Here is a 19,101-nt window from a genome sequence, read left to right as displayed (position 1 = left end):
GCACGGAAAAAATAAATGTCCCTCCGGTTGCCGATCCGGGAATATTCCGCGTCTGCTAAGGCTGCGGCAGGAGGCCCCTTTACCGTGACGCCCGGGCGCACTCGCGCACCGCCGCCTTCAGCGCCACACCGGCGTCCCGGACGAGCCCGGGTTCGACCGCCGTCCCCGCGGTGATCAGCCGCCTGCCCTGCGCGAGGTCACGGGGCCGGTCCACGGCGAGCACGGCCGTCAGGCGTTCTCCACGCAGCCAGCAGACGCTCCAGCCGTCCCCGTCACCCGGCCTCCCGCGCCGCACCACCGTGTCCCCGGCGCCGGCATGACCGGCGTACTGCACCATCCGCCCGAACTGCTCGGACCAGAAGTACGGCACCGGGTCGTACGGCGCCGCCCCGGGTCCGTCCGTGATGTGGGCGGCGACCGTCCTGGCGCCTTGCAGCGCGTTGTCCCAGTGGTGGACGAGCAGCCGCTGCCCGTAGCGTGCCGACGGGAAGGACGCGCAGTCGCCGACCGCGTACACGTCCGGCGCGGACGCCCGCAGGAAGGCGTCGGCCGCCACCTCGCCGCGGTCGCCGAGCGCTATCCCGGAACCGGCGAGCCATCCCGTCGCGGGCCGTGCGCCGACCCCGACCACCACCGCGTCCGCCCGCAGCAGGCTCCCGTCTGCCAGGCGCACCCCGTCCGTGCCGGCCTCGGCGACCCGCGTGCCGGTGCGCAACTCGGCCCCGGCCTCCGCGTACCACGCGGCCATCGGCGCGGTCACCTCCGCGGGCAGCACCCCGCCGAGCGGCGCGCCGGCCGCCTCGACCACGGTGACCCGGCATCCCGCCTCCCGGGCGGCTGTGGTGAACTCGGCGCCGATCCACCCGGCCCCGATGACCACTACGTCGCCGCCCGTGTCCAGTACCCCGCGCAGCCGCCGGGCGTCGTCGAGGGTGCGCAGGACGTGCGCGTCGGCGCCGGGCAGCCGTACCGGGTCGGCGCCGGTCGCGATGACCAGCGTCTCGTACGCCAGCTCGCCTCGGGACGTGTCGAGGCGCCGTTCGGCGGGGAGCACCGCGCGTGCCGAGCGGCTGGGTTGCACGTCGATGCCCAGCTCCTCGAAGCCGACGTCGAAGACCACGTCGCCGGGGCGGCCCCGTCCGCGCAGCACGGCCTTGGACAGCGGCGGCCGGTCGTAGGGCCGGTGGTGTTCGCTCCCGATGAGCATCACGCGGCCGGTGTATCCCCGCTCCCGCAGCGCGACCGCGGTCTGCACCCCGGCCGCCCCCGCACCCACGATGACGACTCCCACGGACATCGACCTCCCTGTCTCGGCTGTGCGTTCCCCGTCATCGTGGGGGACCGGCCGGGGGGCGGTCGCGTCCGCGGACCGGAGTCAAGGGGGCGGTAGGGGATGGTCCGGCGTGCCGCCGTCCCTAGCATCCGAGGTGTCCGGCGGCGGTGGCGAACCGTGTGACGGGCGAGACACCCGACACAGAGGGGCGGGATGAACCCATGGCACGTGAATCCGAGTCCGGGCTGCCCATCGAACCGGTCTACGGGCCCGGTGCGCTGGAGTCCTGGGATCCGGTGGAGAAGCTGGGGGAGCCGGGCGCGTATCCGTTCACGCGGGGTGTGTATCCGTCGATGTACACGGGCCGGCCGTGGACGATGCGCCAGTACGCGGGTTTCGGTACGGCGGTGGAGTCCAACGCCCGTTACAAGCAGCTGATCGCGAACGGGACGATGGGTCTGTCGGTCGCCTTCGACCTGCCGACGCAGATGGGCCACGACTCGGACGCGCCGATCGCGCACGGTGAGGTCGGCAAGGTGGGGGTGGCGATCGACTCGATCGACGACATGCGGGTGCTGTTCGGTGGGATTCCGCTGGACAAGGTGTCGACGTCGATGACGATCAACGCGCCCGCCGCGGTGCTGTTGCTGCTGTACCAGCTGGTGGCGGAGGAGCAGGGCGTCGGCGCGGACCAGCTGACGGGCACGATCCAGAACGATGTGCTGAAGGAGTACATCGCGCGCGGGACGTACATCTTCCCGCCGAAGCCGTCGCTGCGGCTGATCGCGGACATCTTCAAGTACTGCCGGGCCGAGATCCCGAAGTGGAACACGATCTCGATCTCCGGGTATCACATGGCCGAGGCGGGTGCGTCTCCGGCGCAGGAGATCGCGTTCACGCTCGCCGACGGCATCGAGTACGTGCGCACGGCCGTCGCGGCCGGAATGGACGTCGACGACTTCGCGCCCCGCCTGTCGTTCTTCTTCGTCGCCCGCACGACGATCCTGGAGGAGGTAGCAAAGTTCCGTGCCGCTCGCCGTATTTGGGCGCGGGTGATGCGGGAGGAGTTCGGGGCGAGGAACCCGAAGTCGATGATGCTGCGGTTCCACACGCAGACGGCGGGTGTGCAGCTGACGGCGCAGCAGCCGGAGGTGAACCTGGTGCGGGTGGCGGTGCAGGGCCTCGGGGCGGTTCTGGGCGGTACGCAGTCGCTGCACACGAACTCCTTCGACGAGGCGATCGCGCTGCCCACGGACAAGAGCGCGCGGCTGGCGCTGCGTACGCAGCAGGTGCTGGCCTACGAGACGGATGTGACCGCGACCGTCGACCCCTTCGCGGGCTCGTATGTCATCGAGAGGATGACGGACGAGGTGGAGGCGGCGGCGCTGGAGCTGATGGGCAAGGTCGAGGATCTCGGCGGGGCGGTCACGGCGATCGAGCACGGTTTCCAGAAGGGCGAGATCGAGCGCAACGCGTACCGCATCGCCCAGGAGACCGACAGCGGTGAGCGGGTCGTGGTCGGCGTCAACCGCTTCCAGCTCGACGAGGAAGAGCCCTACGAGCCGCTGCGCGTCGACCCGGCCATCGAGCGGCAGCAGGCCGAGCGGCTGTGCAAACTGCGCGCCTGGCGTGAGCAGTCGCAGGTCGACGAGGCCCTGCGACAGCTGAAGAAGGCGGCGGAGGGCGAGGACAACGTCCTGTACCCGATGAAGGACGCCCTGCGCGCCCGCGCGACGGTCGGCGAGGTCTGCGACGCGCTGCGCGAGGTGTGGGGGACGTACGTGCCGTCCGACAGCCTGTGAGGCAGCCCGTGAGGAGAGGAAGAACGTGAAACGCATCCGTGTCGTCGTGGCCAAGCCCGGTCTCGACGGTCATGACCGGGGGGCGAAGGTCGTCGCCCGCGCGCTGCGCGACACCGGCGTCGAGGTGATCTACACGGGGCTGCACCAGGCGCCCCGTCAGATCGTGGACACCGCACTGCAGGAGGACGCCGACGGCATCGGGCTGTCGGTGCTGTCGGGCGCCCATATGACGCTGTTCGCCGACGTCCTGCGGCTGCTGCGGGAGCGCGGCGCGGAGGACATCGTGGTGTTCGGCGGCGGGATCATCCCCGACGCGGACATTCCCGAGCTGCTCGGCCTCGGCGTCGCCGCCGTCTTCACGCCCGGCACGCCGACGCGGGCGATCACCGACTGGGTCCACACGCGGCTGGACGCGGCCTGACCTCAGCGGCCCCGCGGCAGGTCAGGAGCAGCGCACTTACCGAACAGTGACCACCGGACTGTGAAAAACCAATCGCCCGGTTTTACAATGGAGAGAGGACCGACGCCGAAGCGGGGGCCGCGAGCGAGGGAGCTACGGATGGTGAAGCAGGAGCGCGCCCGGCGCACCCTGCAGCGGATCGTCGCGGCGGCCGCCGGCCGGTTCGAGGAGAACGGCTACAGCGGCACCACCCTTGACGACATCAGCCGGGAGGCGGGCGTGTCCAAGGGGGCGCTGTACTTCCACTTCGCGTCGAAGCAGGAGGTCGCCGACGCCGTCACCGAGCACTCCTACGGGCTGCTGGAGGATCTGCTCGACGCCGTCCACGGCCCCGGCGGCTCTGCCGTGCAGCAGCTCATCGACCTCACCCACGGGCTGAGCCGGCTCCTCTACCGCGAACCGACCCTGCGCGCCGCCCTGCGCTTCCACCGCGACCGGACCCCTCTGGGCACGGAGCTGGACCACTACGCGCTGTGGCAGCAGGGCGTGGAGGAGCGCCTCGCGCACGCGGCCGAGCGGGGTGAACTGCGCGCGGACCTGCCCGCCGAGGCCGGCCGGGTGCTGGCCATGGTCACGCTGTTCTCGGTCGAGTCGCTCGCCGTGCGCCGCGTGCCGGACCGGGAGGCGGCGCAGCAGATCACCGACCTGTGGAACGTCCTGCTCGGCGCGGTCGCCTCCGCCACGGCGGGTGCCTACCGCGCCGGGGCTCCGCAACCCTGCCCGGTGGGGTGACGCCGGCCGCCCGGGCCGGCGCTACTGCGCGGCGGCCAGGGCCCGTTCGGCCACCTGGGAGCTGCCTTCCGGGTGGAAGCGGGCCAGCCTGCGGGGCGGCACGATGCTGGGCAGCAGCATCCGCCACATCAGGGTCGTGCGCTCGGGCAGGTCCCGGCGCCCGGACAGCACCTGAGAGCTCATCTGCAGGCCGGTCCAGGAGCCGACGATCAGCCCGGCCAGGTCTTCGCAGTCGACGTCGGCCTTGACGTCCCCGCGCTGCTGGGCCTCGGCCAGACACTTCCGGAAGATCTCGATCCACTTCGAGTACGGCTCGCTGACGATGCCGGTCTTGGAGCTCTGGTCCGTCACGAGCCGGATGCCGGCCCGTACCCGGACGTTCTCCACCAGCTGCCTGGCCATGTGGTGCAGTGTGTCGATGACGGACTGCACGCCCATGTCGTCCAGGTTCGCGGCCGGGTTCAGGACGGAGAACTGCTCGTCGATCAGGGCCTGCGCCAGCTCCTCCTTGGACGTGAAATGGAAGTAGAGGGCGCCCTTGGTCACCCCGGACGCCTTGACGATGTCGCCCAGGGTCGTGCCGTGATACCCCTCCGCGTCGAAGGCGCGTGCCGCGCCCTCGAGGATGGCGGCCCGGGTGACCTCCGCGCGTTCCTGCCTGGCCATGCGTCCAACCCCTTCGTTCGTCACCGGAGCCGTCGTCGCGGCGTGTTCCCTCGCGCAGGTCGCGACCCGCTCTCGCCCTCAGTGTGCCTGTCCCCCCCACAAAAAACCAACTAACTGGTACTGTTTCCCGCGACGCTTCACCCGCCCCCAGTACGTCCACCTTGGCGTTTGCCCTGTTCAGGCACATTCTCAGGAGGCACTGATGCGCGTTTCCCCTCTCCTCGTCTCGCGAGAGGTCCCGTCCTTCGACGCTCCCGAACTCTTCCTGCAGTCCGTCCCCCGTGCCGTCGTGCACCGTGCCGCGGTCTCGGAGGTCCTCGTGACGGGACTGCGGCAGGTGGGCGACGACCACTTCCAGGTGGGGGTCCAGTGGCCGCGCAGCCACTCGTACTACGGCCGGGTCGCCGGTCGCTGGCACGACCCCATGCTGCTCGGCGAATCGGTTCGCCAGGCGCTGCTCGCCATCTCCCACCTGGCCTACGAGGTGCCCTTCGGGCACAAGTTCCTCTCCAGCAGCCTGTCCTACAGCATGCAGCCGGAGGGCGCCCGCCTCGCCGAGCGCCCCGCGGACATCCTGCTGGACGTCCGCTGCCGCAACGTCAGGCGGCGCGGACGGTTCATCGGCGCCGTGGACCTCGACGTGGACTGCGTCCGCGAGGGGATACGCGTCGGCTCCGGCTCGATAGCCGCGCAGTGCGTCCCCGAGGCCGCCTACCGCCGGCTGCGCGGTGAGCGCGCCGCGTGCGTGCCCGGGCTGCCCACCTCCGAGGCCGTCACGCCCGAAGAGGTCGGCCGCACCTCGGCGTTCGACGTGGTCCTCGGCGTCACCAACATGGACCGCGTGTGGACCCTGCACTACGACGGCGACCACCCGGTGCTCTTCGACCATCCCGTCGACCACGTGCCCGGCATGGTCCTGATGGAGGCCGCCCGGCAGGCCGCGCTCGCGGTGCTCGGCCGGCCCGACGGACTCATCGTCGCCTGCGACTCGACCTACCAGAAGTACGTGGAGTTCGACAGCACCTGCCTGGTGACGGCGACACCGCAGCCGGACCTGGGCGAGGGCACGCGCACCGTGGCGGTGAGCTTCAACCAGGGCGGCGCCACGGTCGCCGGGTGCGAGGTGCAGATCCTTGCCGTCTGAGTCCTTCGGCGGGCATACGGTCCTGGTCGTGGGCGGCACCGGATTCATCGGCAGCGCCGTGGTCCGGGAACTGCTGAGGCCCTCTGTCACCGGGCCGGCGGTGCCGGACGTGCGCGTGCTGTCGCGGCGGCCGCTGCCGGAGTGGATGACGTCGGCGGGTGCGCGGAGGATACCCGGCGACCTCATCGCTCCGGACAGCCTGCGCGGATGCGGCGACGGCGTGGACACGGTGCTCCACCTGGCCAGTTACGTCGGCCGGGACGCGGCACTCGCCGACGCGGTCAACGCCGCCGGCACCCGCGCCCTGGTGAGATCCGCCCGCACCGCCCGCTTCCTGTACGTGTCGACCGCCTCGGTCTACGGCCACGGACCGCACCGGGGCGTGCGCGAGGGCAGACTCACCCCGGCCCCGGCGTCCGCCGCCAGCGCGTCGCGTCTGCTGGCCGAGAACACGGTCCGCGCCCACGGAGGAGTCGTACTGCGCCCCAACCTGGTCTACGGGCCCGGTGACCGGTGGTACGTTCCCCTGTTCCTCCGGCTGCTGCGCACGGTGCCGGTGTGGCCGGAGGGCGGCCGGGCCCGCACCTCGGTCGTCGGCGTGCACGAACTGGCCTCCGTCGTGGCCGCGTTCGCCCGGTGCGCGTGGACCGACGCCGACCGCGGCTCCGCCTACCACGTCAACCACCCCCGTCCCGTGACCATGCGCAGTGCGGCGACCCGGCTGTGCCAAGGGCTCGGCGTTCCCCTGCCGGACACGGACCTGCCGCGGGCCGCGCACTGGGAGCTGGCGTCGCGCCTGCTGCCGCAGCTGTCGCCGCATCAGCACGCGCTGCTGACCGACGACCACTACTACGACAGCACCCGGGTGTGGCACCGGCTGGGCCTGGCGCCGGGGCCGGGTTTCGGAGCCGGCCTGGCGACGAGCCTGTCCTGGTACCGGGAGCACTTGGCGAGACCGCGCGCCGCCTGACGGCGCGGGCCCCGGGCGGGGCGGACCGACCGGTCCGCCCCGCCTCGTCACGCATCCTGCCCGACGACCGCTTCAGTGACGCTCGTGGCCAGCTCGACCGGCAGGTCCTTGCGGCAGCGCACACCGAGCTTCCGGTAGACACGGGTGAGGTGCTGCTCCACCGTGCTCGGGGTGATGAACAGCTTCGCCGCGATCTCCCGGTTGGTGTAGCCGCTGACGGCGAGCGCGGCGACCCGGCGTTCCGACCCGGTGAGCAGGACGCCGTCACCGAGGCCGGTGCCCGCCGGGGACGGCTGCTCCTCCGTGTCGTCCGGGAAGGACAGCAGTTCCTCGGAGAGCGAGGCCGCGCCGCACAGCCCGACCAGATGCCGGGCGCGCCGTACATGGGTGCGGGCGCGCCGGTTGTCGCCGAGTTCGTGGTACGCGGTGGCGAGGTCGCCGAGGATGCGGATCTGCTCGTACCGGTCACCGCACCGCTCGTACAGGTCCAGCGCCTCCGACAGCATCTGGGGCCGGCGCGCCACGGGGCCGCCCACGGCGAGCGTCCGCAGCGCCGCCGCCCGGGGGCGGGCGCCGTTGGTGCCGGGCCGGCCGAGCTGGTCGTAGGACAGCCGCGCGGCCTGCTCACGGTTGCCGAGCGCCAGCCAGGCCTCGGCGGCGCTCGTGCGCCACGGCACGACACCGGGCACGTCGATCCCCCAGGCGCGCATCCGGTCCCCGCAGGCGAGGAAGTCGGCTAGGGCGGCGTGCGGATGGCCGGTGAGCAGGTGGTACTGGCCGCGGGCGTGCAGGTAGTGCAGGCCGTAGCGGGTGTCGAACATGTGCTTGGGGACGGCGTGGGTCAGATAGGCGCCCGCCTCGTCGTAGTGACCCATGCGCGTCGTGGCCAGGACCAGGCTGCCCAGGGGGCCGCCCACGGCGACGCCCCAGGCGGCCGGATGGATGTGGTTCAGGGCCTGCTGCGCGTGGTCCACGGCGCCGGTGAGGTCGCCCAGGCGCAGGGCGGCCTCGGACCGCATCGCGGACAGCATCGCCATCCAGGTCGGCGAGTACGGCGTGTGGCCCTCGCGCAGCAGCCGGTCGCACCAGGCCGCCGCGTCCGGGGAGTCGGTGCACAGCAGCACGCCGAGCGCCAGCAGCGCGGGCTCCTCCGGCCAGCTGAGGTCGTAGGTGGGGCCGCGGTCCTTGAGCACCTGGTGGGCCTGGCCGACGGCCTCGTGGGCGCGGCCGTTGACCAGGGCGTCGGCGAGCTGCGCGGCGGGGCGTCCCTGCCCGGCCGGCCGGGGCGTGCGGCGGGCGAGGGTCGGGTGCGTCCAGGCCAGCCACTTCTCGGTGTCCTCCAGCAGGGCGGCGGCCTCGCTGTGCGCTTCCGGACGCGCCGTGCGCAGCCGGTCCAGCAGCTCGCCCGCCTCGGCCGTACGGCCCTGCCACAGCAGCTGGCGTACGAGATCGAGGGTGCGGGCCGGGGCCAGCTCGCCGGCGCGGGCGGCGGTCGTCAGGGCCGTCAGATGACGCTCCGCGGTCGCCGGATCGAACAGCCGCCGCACCTGGATCAGCCGCGACTCGATCGCGGCGCGCTCCGCGCCGGAGCCGACGGGGGCGCGCAGCGCTGCCTCCAGGGCGGCGACGGCGCGCTGCGGCCGGCCGGCGAGCAGCTCCTGCTCGGCCGCCTCCGACAGGACGTGCACGCTCCACGCGCCGCCCGGCCGGTCCGCCTCGACGAGCAGCGGGGCGATGTCGCGGGGCGGGCAGCCCTGTTCGTGCAGCAGCGCGGCGGCGGCGAGCCGCAGGCTGGTGCGGTCCTCGGGGGTCAGGTCGTCGAGGACGGCCTGCCGGGCGACGTCGTGGCGCAGGGTGAGACCGGCGACCAGGCCGACCGAGCCGAGGGTGCGCAGCGCGGCCTCGACGGCGCCGTCGTCGAGGCCGGCGAGGCGGGCGAGGCGGTCGGGTGCCTCGGCGCTGCCCAGGACCGCGAGTGCGCGGGCCACGGCCGTCACGTCGTCCTCCAGCCGGGCGAGCTGGCGCAGCACCGCGCGGCCGTAGCCGTCCTTGCGGACGCCGCCGCAGGCCAGGTGGTCCTCGAGCAGGGCGCGCAGCAGCAGCAGGTTGCCTCCGCTGACGGTGTGGAACTCGCCGGCGAGCCGTTCGGCCTCGTCCCGCTCCAGGTGCGGGGCCAGCAGTGCGGCGACCTGGTGCTCGGTCAGCGGCTCCAGCGGCAGGCGCCGGGTGTGCGGCTGGTCGAGCAGCTCGGTGCGGAAGTGGCTGCCGTGGGCGGCCGTGTCGTCGGTGAGGACGACCATGACGCGGGCGGATCCCGTCCGCCGTACCAGATACAGGAGGCAGGCCAGCGACTGCGCGTCGGCGTGCCGGATGGTGTCGACGCCGATGAACACCGGGGCGTCGGCGGTGAGTTCGAGCAGGGTCGCGGTCACCTCGTTGAGCAGCAGGGCCAGCTGGGGGCCGATGGCGGCGGTGCCGCGGACAGGGTCGTGGGGGGCGGCCTCGGCGTCCAGGCGCCTGCTCAGCGCCTGGAGCCGGGCGACCGGGCCCTCCGTGGCCGGGACGGAGGAGAAGAGCTGCCCCAGGACTCCGAACGGCAGCGCGCTCTCGGCCCGGGAGCAGCCGGCGTGCAGGACCAGCCCCGAGCCGCGCCGGGCGCGCTCGGCGGCCTGGTGCAGCAATTCGGTCTTTCCGCTGCCACCGGGGCCTTCGAGCAGTACGACGGCGCCTTTTCCGGCGCCGCATTCGCTCCATATTCGTTCGAGTTCCGATTCCTGCTCGGCGCGTTCGACCAGAATCACTGGTTCCCTCCGTACGAACGGGGTTTCGAGACTTCCGACGCGCCGAAGCTAGCAACCCCTCAGGGGGCCCCGGTTTCTCCGCGCACACCGGCCGCCCACCGGCCGCCCATCGGCCTCCGGCGGGGCTCACCGGGCCCGGAACGGCACGCTCCGCGCTTGGGAGGGCGACATGTGGGCGGGTGTCGCATCGCTGCGCGGGCCGCAGAAACCCACTCTGACCTGGGGTGTTGCTGCTGTTCCGGGGATGTGGCCGGTCACGCGTGCCGCTTGACAAACAGGTCAGGTGGTTTTTTACTGTAGGGGTACTTCGCGGATGCCGCTTCGGCTGCCGCGTCGAACCGGGGGTGGTTCTCATGCGATTCAACCTGCTCGGCCCTTTAGAAGCGGTATCCGATGACAGCCCGGTGGAGTTCGGTGGATTCAATCAGCGAGCCATCGCCGGATTTCTTCTTCTGCACGCCAACGAGGTCGTGCCGACGAGCAAACTGATCCACGCGCTGTGGGGATACGACACACCCGCGACGTCGCGGAAAATGGTGCAGAACGCCGTGTCCGGACTGCGCAGGCTCATCGAACGCCACGCGCGCCCCGACGGGTCCGTGCAGCTGACGACCGCACCGCCCGGTTACTGCCTCACCGTCGCCGACGGCCACGTGGACCTGTGGCACTTCCGCCGGCAGGTGGACCTCGGCCGGGCCGAACTCGCCCAGGGACAGCGCGAGTCGGGCACGGACAAGCTGCGCTCGGCGCTCGCGCTGTGGCGTGGTCCGGCCCTCGCGGACCTCGTCGAGAACGGCATCGCCTGGCCGGAGCTCAAGGCGGTCACCGGGCTGCGGATGAGCGTCTTCGAGGATTACGCGCAGGAGCTGCTCAAGAGCGGGCAGTACCAGGAGATCCTCGGCGAACTGGAGGAGATGGCTGCCGCCGAGCCCACCGGGGAACGGCTGTGCGGGCTGCTGATGGTCGCCCTCTACCGCGCGGGCCGGCAGCATGACGCGCTTGCCGCGTACCGGCGCACGCGTACCGCGCTGCTGGACAACTTCGGGCTCGACCCGGGCCGCGAACTGCGGGCCCTGGAACTGGCCGTGCTCAACCAGGACCCGTCACTGAACCCCGAGTCCAGGCCGTACTGGCAGCACACGGCCCGCCGCCCGGCGGGCGTGGGCCGCTGCGAGCACCGCGTCGCGGGCGCCACGGGCCGCACCCGCACGATGCTGCACAGCCGCCGGCACCCGTAGCCGTCAACGGAACCGGACCCGGCCGGAACGCCTGCTCCGGCCGGGTTCTTCGAACCGTACCGACCGGAACGGGCAGCGCGGCGTCCCGTCCCACCGGGGCGGTCGAGACGGCGGGGGGATTCCCTCGTGCGGGCTTGAGCCGACCGCCGGCTGCTGAATTCCGTGGCCGGGGGCAGGGAGGGCGACGATCCGTTACCATCCCTCCCGCCGGAGGGGCCGTTGGGGCGTTCGACCGGGGCGGCTCCGGTGGGGAGGTCGGCGACGCTGGGTGGTGGATCCTCGGCTTCGCCGACCGCGCGCCCCGCGACGGCCACCCGGCCCCCGGCGAGGGCGCTCCGGTGAGGGGGTGTCAGGCAGGGGGGTGGGGGGTTTCGAGGCCCAGGCCTCGGGACAGCAGGACCGCGCCGTCCAGGGAGGAGAGGCCGCCCAGGAGAGCCGGGCGTATCTCGGGAGCCGGGCCGGTGGGGCGTCGCAGGGCCGTGAACTCGTCCGCCACCTGTGCGACGTAACCGGGCAGGGCGGCCGCGAAGCCGCCGCCGATCGTGATGACCTCGGGATGGGTCAGTTCGGACAGGGACACCGCGGCGGCGGCGAGCGCGGACACACCCGGGGTCACCGTCCGCACCGCCCAGTCCTCCCGCTCCGTCCACGCCTGCCGCAGTTCGTCGAAGCCGACCGGCCGTCCGAGCACCCGCTCGGCGCGCCGCAGCGTCGACCGCCCCGACGCGAGGGCCTGGACGCAACCGTGTCTGCCGCAGTCGCACCGGGCGTCGCCGCCGTGGTCGACGATGACGTGCCCCACCTCGCACGAACCGCGGCCGGTTCCCGGACGCATCACCCCGTTAAGGACCATGCCGCCGCCGATCCCCGTGCCCACACCGAAGTGCACCAGGTCACGGCAGCCCGCCGCCCGCGCCTCGGCGAGCGCGGCCAGGTCACCGTCGTCGGCGATCCGCACCTGGGCGCCGGGCAGCAGGGCCGCCAGCCGGCGCCGGACGTCGAGGCCCTGCCAGCTCGGCCGGCTCGGCCAGCCGCGCACCCGTCCCTCGCAGTCGACGGCGGCGGGCAGCGCCACACCCACCGAGGTCACCGGGTCGCCGGCCGGGCGGCGCAGCGCGTCCAGCGCGGCGGCCAGCGCCTCCAGGTCGGCCGCCGCCCCGCCCGTGTCGGGCCAGGTGAACCGGGCCTGCTGCGCGGGCGCGCCCGCGGCGGCGCCGTTGCGTTCCAGCCGCAGCGCGACTTTCGTGCCGCCGATGTCGATTCCCAGATGACTCACGGTCGTGTTCTCCCGGCCTCTTTGCGCCTGAGGAAAAGAAACTCCGGACTGCTGATCAATTCACGTCGGCGAGGTGCGGTTCCAGCGTCGAACGCAACACGTCCATCACGGCCCCGGCGTGTTCCGCGAGATAGAAATGACCGCCGTCGAACACCCGGAGGGAGAATGCGGTGCTGGTGTGCCGCCGCCATTCCTCGACTTCCGCGACCGACACCCGCGGGTCGTCCGATCCGACCAGCGCCGTGATCGGCGTCGGCAGCGGCTCGGTGTGGGTGCAGCGATAGGCGGCGACCGCCCGGAAGTCGTTGCGCAGCACCGGCATGGTCAGCCGCAGCAGCTCCTCGTCGAGGGCGAGCGCGGCGTCGCTCCCGCCGAGCAGGAGGACCTCCCTCAGCAGGGCGTCGTCGTCCAGTTCGTGGAAGCCGTCGGCGCGCTCGACGGACGGCGCGCGGCGCGCGGAGACGATCAGCGCGGCGGCGGGCGAGCCGCCCTGCTGAAGGCGCCGGGCGACCTCGTAGGCGACGGTCGCGCCCATGCTGTGCCCGAACAGGGCGATGGGCCCGGCCCACGGCATCAGGGCCCGGGCGATGTGGTCGGCCAGCTCGGGCACGGACGGGATCAGGGCCTCGTGCCGCCGGTCCTGGCGACCCGGATACTGCACGGCGAGGACCTCGACGTCGTCGCCGAGCGCCGCCGACAGCGGATGGAAGTAGCTGGCCGACCCGCCGGCGTGGGGCAGGGCGACCAGGGTCATACGGCGTTCCGGCTTGGGGTGGTACCGGCGGATCCACTGCTGGGAACACGTGACGGTGGTGCTCATGCGGGGCTCCTCGACAGGCGGAACTGCGGGACTGCGGGACTGCGGGGCTGCGGGGCGCGGGGTCCGGGGGCCGTCGCCTAGGCGGTGGCGGCGAGTGCCGGCGCGGACGGCCGGGCGTCACCGGCGATGGTGAGCAGGGCGCGGGCACCGAGCCGGTAGCCCAGCGAGCCGAGGCCGACCACCACGCCCGAGGCGAGCGGCGCGATCACGGATTCGTGGCGCCACTGCTCGCGCGCCCAGACGTTGGACAGGTGGACCTCGACCCAGGGGCGCGGGTAGTTCGCCAGGGCGTCGCGCAGGCTCCAGCCGGCGACCATGAGAGCGCCGGGATTGACCAGGGCGCCGACCGTGCCGTAGTTGGCGTGCACGGCGCGTACCAGATCGCCCTCGGAGTCGCTCTGCACGGAGATCACGTCCCAGCCCCGGCCGGCGACCTCCTCGCCCACGGCCCGCTCGACGTCCGCCAGGGTGTCGGTGCCGTACACCTCGGGCTCGCGTTGGCCGAGGATGCCGAGGTTGGGACCGTTCAGCAGCAGTATCGCGCTCATGACTCACCTCACAACTGCGGTTGGAAAACCGGTTTCTCGTAGTCGACCCAGACGCACTCCATTCTTTATCGCCCGCCCCCGTTCGGCGCCGGTATCGGGGTGCCGAAATAGGTAACAGGGGGGTTGGCGGTGGGCTTTCAGGGGGGTGTTCGGGGACCCGGTAGGGGATGGGAGACGCTGCCGTGTGCGCGGTAGCGTGATATTCCCCGCCGCCGATTCTTGGCTTTCCGGGGTGAGTTGGCCCTTCCGCGGAGATATCCGCGTTCCCCAGAACAGGAATGGACCGTCATGAATGATCAGGCGAAGCTGCTCGCGGATCTCCCTGTGTGGCCGCAGTACGGCGAGGAGGAGCGGACCGGTCTGCTGCGCGCCCTGGAACAGGGCCAGTGGTGGCGCATGGGAGGCAGCGAAGTCGACTCGTTCGAGCGGGAGTTCGCCGAACGCCACGGCGCGCCGTATGCGCTGGCGGTGACGAACGGCACCCACGCCCTCGAACTCGCCCTCCAGGTGCTCGGTGTGCGCGAGGGCAGCGAGGTCATCGTCCCCGCCTTCACGTTCATCTCCTCCTCGCAGGCCGCGCAGCGCCTCGGCGCCGTCGCCATACCGGTGGACGTCGACCCGGACACCTACTGCCTCGATCCGCAGGCCGTGGCCGCCGCGGTCACCCCCCGCACCAGCGCCATCATGCCGGTGCACATGGCGGGTCACTTCGCCGACATGGACGCCCTCGGCAAGCTGTCGGCCGACACCGGGGTGCCGCTGATCCAGGACGCCGCGCACGCCCACGGGGCCGAGTGGGCCGGCCGCAAGGCGGGCGAGCTGGGCTCCGTCGCCGCGTTCAGCTTCCAGAACGGCAAGCTGATGACGGCCGGCGAGGGCGGTCTGGTCACCTTCCCCGACGAGGCCTCCTACCAGGAAGGCTTCCTGCGGCACAGCTGCGGCCGCCCGCGCACCGACCGCAAGTACCACCACCAGACCTCGGGCTCCAACTTCCGGATGAACGAGTTCTCCGCGGCGGTCCTGCGCTGCCAGCTGGGCCGGCTGGACCAGCAGATCGCCACCCGCGAGCAGCGCTCCCCGCTCCTCGCCTCCCTGCTCGGCGAGATCCCCGGCGTCGTCCCGCAGAGCCGCGACGAGCGGGTGACGGCCCACCCGCACTACATGCAGATGTTCCGGATCCCCGGCATCGGCGAGGACGCCCGCAACGCCCTGGTGGACCGGCTCGTCGAGCGGGGCGTGCCCGCGTTCATCGCGTTCCGGGCGATCTACCGCTCGGAGGGCTTCTGGGAGTACGCGCCGCCCGCCGCGACGGTCGCGGAACTCGCCGAGCGCTGCCCGGTGACCGAGGCCATCACCACCGACTGCGTGTGGCTGCACCACCGCACCCTGCTGGGCAGCGAGGAGCAGATGCACGCCGTGGCCGAGGTCGTGGCCGAAGAGGTCGCGCGCGCATGAACACCCGGCTGAGCGCACGAGGACCGGGCCGCACCCCGGTCCGCACGAGCGTGGTGGGTCTGGGGTGGGCGGCGAAGTCCATCTGGCTTCCGCGGCTGCGCCAGCACCCCTCCTTCGGCGTGTCCTTCCTGGTGGAGCCCCACCAGGCGGCCCGTGCCGACATCCCTCAGGACCGCACCGGGACCCGGCTGCTGTCCGACGTGTCGGAGCTGCGTCCCGACGAGGTCGACCTGGCGATCGTGGCGGTGCCGAACCATCTGCACTCGGCCGTCGCCTGCCGCGTCCTGCGCATGGGCATCCCGGTGTTCCTGGAGAAGCCCGTCTGCCTCAACTCGGTGGAGGCGGACCAGCTGGCGGCCGCCGAACGCGAGGGCGGCGCGATGCTGCTCGCGGGCAGCGCCGCCCGCTACCGGGCCGACGTGCTCGCCCTGCGCGAGGTCATCGAGCGGGACCTCGGCGAACTGCGGCACATCGAGCTGTCCTGGGTACGGGCCCGCGGCGTGCCGAGCGCCGGCGGCTGGTTCACCCAGCGGCAGTTCGCCGGCGGCGGGGCCCTGGTGGACCTGGGCTGGCACCTGCTCGACACCGTCGGGCCGATCCTCGGTCCGGTCGGCTTCGACCAGGCGGTCGGCACGGTGTCCGACGACTTCGTCAACGACCAGTCCTCGGAGGCCGCCTGGCGCGACGACGCCCCGCGCGAGCCCGACGCGGAGGGCGACGTGGAGGACACCGCGCGCGGCTTCCTGGTCACCGAGACCGGGGTGTCGGTGGCGATCCGGGCCAGCTGGGCCTCGCACGAGCCGTACGACACGACCCGGATCAGGGTCGACGGCAGCGCCGGCAGCGCCACCCTGGACTGCACCTTCGGGTTCAGCCCCAACCGCCGCAAGGGCTCCCGGCTGGTCCTGGTGCGCGACGGGGAACGCACCGAGATCCCCCTCGCGCAGGAGGAGATCGGCGCCGAGTACCTGCGGCAGCTGGACGAGCTGCCGCAGCTGCTGGCGGACCCGGCGGCGCGCGGGCGGACCGTGGAGGAGGTCCGCCGCACCATCGCGGTGATCGAGCGTATCTACGGCTCGGCCCGCCGGGCACGGATCGGGGCGCGCTCCACAAGAGCGGCCCGGGTGGTGCCCCGTTCGACGCTACTGAACTCGGAGAGGCTGCGGCATGCTTGACAGGCACAGCGGTGACGACGGGGCGGCGGAGCCCACGGCCCACAAGGCCCTTCCGCGCCCCGAGGGCGGTCTGCGGGCCGTCGTGTTCGACCTCGACGGCGTACTCGTCGACAGCTTCGAGGTGATGCGGGAGGCGTTCAGCATCGCCTACGCCGAGGTCGTCGGCGACGGCGAGGCGCCCTTCGCCGAGTACAACCGCCATCTGGGCCGGTACTTCCCCGACATCATGCGCATCATGGGGCTGCCGATGGAGATGGAGGAGCCCTTCGTGCGGGAGAGCCGCAGGCTGGCCTCCCGGGTGCAGGTGTTCCCCGGGATCGCGGAGCTGCTGGAGTCGCTGCACCGGCGCGAGGTGCCGATGGCCGTGGCGACGGGGAAGGCGGGCGACCGGGCCCGCGCCCTGCTCGCCGGGCTCGGGCTGCTGGACCTGTTCGAGGTGGTCATCGGGTCCGACGAGGTCCTGCGGCCCAAGCCGGCGCCCGACATGGTGCGCCTCGCGGTCTCCGTGCTCGGGGCGCCCGCCGGGCAGACGGTGATGGTCGGCGACGCCGTCACCGACCTGCACAGCGCCCACGGTGCGGGCGTGTACGCCGCGGCCGCGCTGTGGGCGGGCGTCGACGCCGAGCCGCTGCTGCGCGCACGGCCGGACGCGGTGCTGCGGCACCCCGCCGAACTGCTGGACCTCGTCGCCACCCCGGTCGCGGCCTCCTAGGAACGGCGCACGCCAGAGGGCCCGGACGATGAGGCGTCCGGGCCCTCTGGCGTGCGCGGGTCAGCGCGCCGCGACGGACGGCGGGTCCGCGACGGGGGCGCCGTCCCGGGGCATCGCGGCGAGCTCCGCCCGCACCAGCTCCTCGGGGACGCCGGCGACGAGGGCCGGGCCGCCGGGACCGTCCAGGACGAAGGTCAGGGCATGGCCCTCCGCCTTCTTGTCCCGGCGCATGTACGCGATGAGCAGGTCGTGGTCCACGCCGGCGGGCAGCGCGGTCGGCAGACCGTACGACGCCACCACATCCCGGTGTTCCCGCACCCGGGCCGGCGGGATACGGCCCAGGGCGCCGGCCAGCCGGCCGGCGAAGACGGTGCCGACGGCGACCGCCTCACCGTGCCGCAGCGCGTAGTCCGTCGCCCGCTCCAGGGCGTGCCCCAGCGTGTGACCGTAGTTGAGGATGTGACGCAGTCCCTGGTCGCGCTCGTCGCGCGCCACCACGGACGCCTTCAGGGCGACGCTCCGGGCGATCTGCTGCTCCAGCGGCAGCCCGGCCAGGCCGGGGGCGCCGATGAAGTGGCAGCGGGCCAGCTCGCCGTAGCCGTTGACACGTTCGCGGGGCGGCAGCGTGGCGAGGAAGTCCGTGTCGCACAGCACCGCGCGGGGCTGCCAGTAGGCGCCCACGAGGTTCTTGCCCTCGGGCAGGTTCACCCCCGTCTTGCCGCCGATGCTCGCGTCGACCTGGGCGAGCAGCGAGGTCGGCAGGTGGATGACGGGGGTGCCGCGGTGGTAGAGCGCGGCGGCGAGACCGACGGTGTCGGTCGTGGTGCCGCCGCCGCAGGAGACCACCACGTCGGAGCGGGTAAGGCCGAACTGGGCAAACTGCTCGCACAGTTGGGCCACCGCGGCGAGGTTCTTGTTGGCCTCGCCGTCGTGGGCGGCCAGCCACAGCGTCTCGACACCGAGCGCGGGCAGCAGGCCCTGCGGGCGCGCCGAGACGACGACGGCGCGCTCGGCGCCGGTCGCCGCGACCAGCCGCGGCAGCAGGGCACGCACACCGGGCCCGATGTGCACCGGGTAGGCGCGCTCGCCCAGTGCCACGTCCACCCGGAGGTCGGCGGGTTCACTCATCGTCGTTCCCCTCCTACGCCGTCTGCAGCACGGACCCGGGCACCGCGAGGGGCTGCCGGTCCGCGCCGGACGGCGTGAGCGCCGCACGCAGCATGCGGGCCGCCAGCGCCTCCACGGCGGGCGGTACCCGCAGCCGGCGCAGCGTGAGATGGGTGTGCTCGAACAGCAGGTAGTTGACGGGCGCGTCGCCGGCCTGCCAGGCCAGGGCGGTCCGGCGCAGCGCGCGCAGGTAGCCGTCCCAGCCGCGCTGGGTGTCCGGGCTCATGGCGGGCAGCCCGTCGGTGAGCACCGTGCAGGTCTCGGCGGAACGGGTGCACAGCGTGGTGCGCTGCGCCGGGGTCAGCGCGGCCGTGCGGTGCTGCCAGATACGGAACAGGAAGCCGCGCCGGGCGGATTCCTCCAGGAGCGCGACGACGTGCCGCAGCTGCCAGACGGCGAGGGCGAGCTGGGCGCGCTGATCGGCGGCGGGTTCCGCCAGGGCGGCCAGCGCGAGTTCGCTGGACGCCATCGCGACCTCGTCGGCGCATTCGATGCCGAGGGACTCGGGTGGTATTCCGGCGGGGGCCGGGAATTCGCCGCGCACAGGGGGGTTTCCGGGGGATTCCCCTGGGGTCGCGCCGAGTTCTTCGAAACGGGACGTGAATTCCTCCAGAACGCCGGCCGTGACGCCCGCCCACAGGTCGATGGCGGCCGGGAAGGATTCGTCGGACCAGTGGAAGAACCAGCGGCCGGCCGGGTCCGCGGCCCGCAGGTCGCTGACCAGGCCACGCAGCGCCGCGGGTGGCTCCGGGCGGGAAATTCCCTGTGCTCCGATGTGCTCGGGAGCGGATATGCGCACATGGTTCCAGTGCAGGGTCATGTGGATTGCCTCAGCTCTTCTGGGTACGACGGAATGGTTCGT

General features: G+C 72.8%; 17 protein-coding genes. 9 read left to right on the top strand and 8 right to left on the bottom strand.

Features of this window, described 5'->3' with window-relative positions:
* Positions 1-79: 79 nt before the first annotated feature.
* The gene (locus AC0B9F_RS28340) at positions 80-1,297 is read right to left on the bottom strand and encodes an NAD(P)/FAD-dependent oxidoreductase (protein WP_472007364.1); all 1,218 of its coding nucleotides are present in this window, start codon (positions 1,295-1,297) and stop codon (positions 80-82) included.
* A gap of 197 nt (positions 1,298-1,494) precedes the next feature.
* On the opposite strand from AC0B9F_RS28340, the gene AC0B9F_RS28335 reads away from it, so the two are divergent.
* The 3 genes from AC0B9F_RS28335 (at position 1,495) to AC0B9F_RS28325 (ending at position 4,267) form a co-directional block, all read left to right on the top strand.
* Positions 1,495-3,075: an acyl-CoA mutase large subunit family protein gene (locus AC0B9F_RS28335; RefSeq protein ID WP_472007363.1), complete on the top strand. Its 1,581-nt coding sequence runs from the start codon at positions 1,495-1,497 to the stop codon at positions 3,073-3,075.
* A 25-nt stretch (positions 3,076-3,100) separates the two neighbouring features.
* Positions 3,101-3,496, top strand: a complete 396-nt coding sequence (locus AC0B9F_RS28330; protein WP_472007361.1) for a cobalamin B12-binding domain-containing protein — start codon at positions 3,101-3,103, stop codon at positions 3,494-3,496.
* A gap of 138 nt (positions 3,497-3,634) precedes the next feature.
* A complete protein-coding gene (locus tag AC0B9F_RS28325; protein WP_472007360.1) occupies positions 3,635-4,267 on the top strand; it encodes a ScbR family autoregulator-binding transcription factor in 633 nt (210 codons plus the stop codon).
* Positions 4,268-4,288: 21 nt separating this feature from the next.
* Here AC0B9F_RS28325 and AC0B9F_RS28320 read toward each other — a convergent pair whose 3' ends face one another.
* Positions 4,289-4,933 (bottom strand): ScbR family autoregulator-binding transcription factor, encoded by a 645-nt coding sequence (locus tag AC0B9F_RS28320; RefSeq protein WP_472007359.1) that lies wholly within the window; start codon positions 4,931-4,933, stop codon positions 4,289-4,291.
* A gap of 202 nt (positions 4,934-5,135) precedes the next feature.
* Here AC0B9F_RS28320 and AC0B9F_RS28315 point away from each other — a divergent pair, with 202 nt between their 5' ends.
* Together AC0B9F_RS28315 and AC0B9F_RS28310 are read left to right on the top strand one after the other, a co-directional pair.
* Positions 5,136-6,077, top strand: a complete 942-nt coding sequence (locus AC0B9F_RS28315) for a ScbA/BarX family gamma-butyrolactone biosynthesis protein (RefSeq protein ID WP_472007357.1) — start codon at positions 5,136-5,138, stop codon at positions 6,075-6,077.
* The gene (locus tag AC0B9F_RS28310; protein WP_472007356.1) at positions 6,067-7,047 is read left to right on the top strand and encodes an NAD-dependent epimerase/dehydratase family protein; all 981 of its coding nucleotides are present in this window, start codon (positions 6,067-6,069) and stop codon (positions 7,045-7,047) included. Before AC0B9F_RS28315 ends, AC0B9F_RS28310 begins: the two co-directional genes overlap by 11 nt.
* 47 nt (positions 7,048-7,094) lie before the next feature.
* Here the strand turns inward: AC0B9F_RS28310 and AC0B9F_RS28305 are convergent, their stop codons facing one another.
* On the bottom strand, positions 7,095-9,848 hold the full coding sequence (locus AC0B9F_RS28305; protein WP_472007351.1) for a helix-turn-helix transcriptional regulator: 2,754 nt from the start codon (positions 9,846-9,848) through the stop codon (positions 7,095-7,097).
* A 353-nt stretch (positions 9,849-10,201) separates the two neighbouring features.
* On the opposite strand from AC0B9F_RS28305, the gene AC0B9F_RS28300 reads away from it, so the two are divergent.
* Positions 10,202-11,086, top strand: a complete 885-nt coding sequence (locus AC0B9F_RS28300) for an AfsR/SARP family transcriptional regulator (protein ID WP_472007350.1) — start codon at positions 10,202-10,204, stop codon at positions 11,084-11,086.
* A gap of 349 nt (positions 11,087-11,435) precedes the next feature.
* On the opposite strand, the gene AC0B9F_RS28295 is transcribed toward AC0B9F_RS28300, so the two are convergent.
* From AC0B9F_RS28295 to AC0B9F_RS28285, 3 genes are all read right to left on the bottom strand, one after another.
* Positions 11,436-12,362: an ROK family protein gene (locus AC0B9F_RS28295; RefSeq protein WP_472007348.1), complete on the bottom strand. Its 927-nt coding sequence runs from the start codon at positions 12,360-12,362 to the stop codon at positions 11,436-11,438.
* Between the two features lie 55 nt (positions 12,363-12,417).
* Positions 12,418-13,182 (bottom strand): thioesterase II family protein, encoded by a 765-nt coding sequence (locus tag AC0B9F_RS28290; protein WP_472007347.1) that lies wholly within the window; start codon positions 13,180-13,182, stop codon positions 12,418-12,420.
* Positions 13,183-13,259: 77 nt separating this feature from the next.
* Positions 13,260-13,730: a type II 3-dehydroquinate dehydratase gene (locus AC0B9F_RS28285; RefSeq protein WP_472007346.1), complete on the bottom strand. Its 471-nt coding sequence runs from the start codon at positions 13,728-13,730 to the stop codon at positions 13,260-13,262.
* A 288-nt stretch (positions 13,731-14,018) separates the two neighbouring features.
* Between AC0B9F_RS28285 and AC0B9F_RS28280 the strand changes: the two genes are divergently transcribed.
* Genes AC0B9F_RS28280 through AC0B9F_RS28270 form a run of 3 tightly spaced genes read left to right on the top strand, consistent with a single transcriptional unit; the run spans position 14,019 to position 17,072 of the window.
* Positions 14,019-15,185 carry a DegT/DnrJ/EryC1/StrS family aminotransferase gene (locus AC0B9F_RS28280; RefSeq protein WP_472007344.1) on the top strand — a complete coding sequence of 389 codons (1,167 nt, stop codon included), beginning with the start codon at positions 14,019-14,021 and terminating at the stop codon, positions 15,183-15,185.
* Positions 15,182-16,360, top strand: a complete 1,179-nt coding sequence (locus tag AC0B9F_RS28275; protein ID WP_472007343.1) for a Gfo/Idh/MocA family protein — start codon at positions 15,182-15,184, stop codon at positions 16,358-16,360. Before AC0B9F_RS28280 ends, AC0B9F_RS28275 begins: the two co-directional genes overlap by 4 nt.
* A complete protein-coding gene (locus AC0B9F_RS28270; RefSeq protein WP_472007341.1) occupies positions 16,353-17,072 on the top strand; it encodes an HAD-IA family hydrolase in 720 nt (239 codons plus the stop codon). The genes AC0B9F_RS28275 and AC0B9F_RS28270 overlap by 8 nt, the downstream gene beginning before the upstream one ends.
* Positions 17,073-17,132: 60 nt before the next feature.
* Here the strand turns inward: AC0B9F_RS28270 and AC0B9F_RS28265 are convergent, their stop codons facing one another.
* Both AC0B9F_RS28265 and AC0B9F_RS28260 read right to left on the bottom strand, forming a co-directional pair.
* Entirely contained in the window at positions 17,133-18,200 is a 1,068-nt protein-coding gene (locus AC0B9F_RS28265; protein ID WP_472007339.1) for a 3-dehydroquinate synthase family protein, read from the bottom strand.
* Positions 18,201-18,213: 13 nt separating this feature from the next.
* The gene (locus AC0B9F_RS28260) at positions 18,214-19,059 is read right to left on the bottom strand and encodes a lantibiotic dehydratase C-terminal domain-containing protein (RefSeq protein ID WP_472007338.1); all 846 of its coding nucleotides are present in this window, start codon (positions 19,057-19,059) and stop codon (positions 18,214-18,216) included.
* Positions 19,060-19,101: the final 42 nt, after the last annotated feature.

The sequence above is a fragment of the Streptomyces sp. NPDC097129 genome (assembly GCF_055668065.1).
Note: the sequence above shows the minus strand (reverse complement) of the source record. Positions and strands in the feature narration are given on the sequence as shown.

Bases quoted from the DNA above. Each gene is read 5' to 3' on its own strand.
- AC0B9F_RS28340 (WP_472007364.1), bottom strand. From the start codon at position 1,297: ATGTCCGTGGGAGTCGTCATCGTGGGTGCGGGGGCGGCCGGGGTGCAG.
- AC0B9F_RS28285 (WP_472007346.1), bottom strand. From the start codon at position 13,730: ATGAGCGCGATACTGCTGCTGAACGGTCCCAACCTCGGCATCCTCGGC.
- AC0B9F_RS28300 (WP_472007350.1), top strand. From the start codon at position 10,202: ATGCGATTCAACCTGCTCGGCCCTTTAGAAGCGGTATCCGATGACAGC.
- AC0B9F_RS28275 (WP_472007343.1), top strand. From the start codon at position 15,182: ATGAACACCCGGCTGAGCGCACGAGGACCGGGCCGCACCCCGGTCCGC.
- AC0B9F_RS28280 (WP_472007344.1), top strand. From the start codon at position 14,019: ATGAATGATCAGGCGAAGCTGCTCGCGGATCTCCCTGTGTGGCCGCAG.
- AC0B9F_RS28335 (WP_472007363.1), top strand. From the start codon at position 1,495: ATGGCACGTGAATCCGAGTCCGGGCTGCCCATCGAACCGGTCTACGGG.
- AC0B9F_RS28325 (WP_472007360.1), top strand. From the start codon at position 3,635: ATGGTGAAGCAGGAGCGCGCCCGGCGCACCCTGCAGCGGATCGTCGCG.
- AC0B9F_RS28290 (WP_472007347.1), bottom strand. From the start codon at position 13,182: ATGAGCACCACCGTCACGTGTTCCCAGCAGTGGATCCGCCGGTACCAC.
- AC0B9F_RS28265 (WP_472007339.1), bottom strand. From the start codon at position 18,200: ATGAGTGAACCCGCCGACCTCCGGGTGGACGTGGCACTGGGCGAGCGC.
- AC0B9F_RS28260 (WP_472007338.1), bottom strand. From the start codon at position 19,059: ATGACCCTGCACTGGAACCATGTGCGCATATCCGCTCCCGAGCACATC.
- AC0B9F_RS28270 (WP_472007341.1), top strand. From the start codon at position 16,353: ATGCTTGACAGGCACAGCGGTGACGACGGGGCGGCGGAGCCCACGGCC.
- AC0B9F_RS28320 (WP_472007359.1), bottom strand. From the start codon at position 4,933: ATGGCCAGGCAGGAACGCGCGGAGGTCACCCGGGCCGCCATCCTCGAG.
- AC0B9F_RS28315 (WP_472007357.1), top strand. From the start codon at position 5,136: ATGCGCGTTTCCCCTCTCCTCGTCTCGCGAGAGGTCCCGTCCTTCGAC.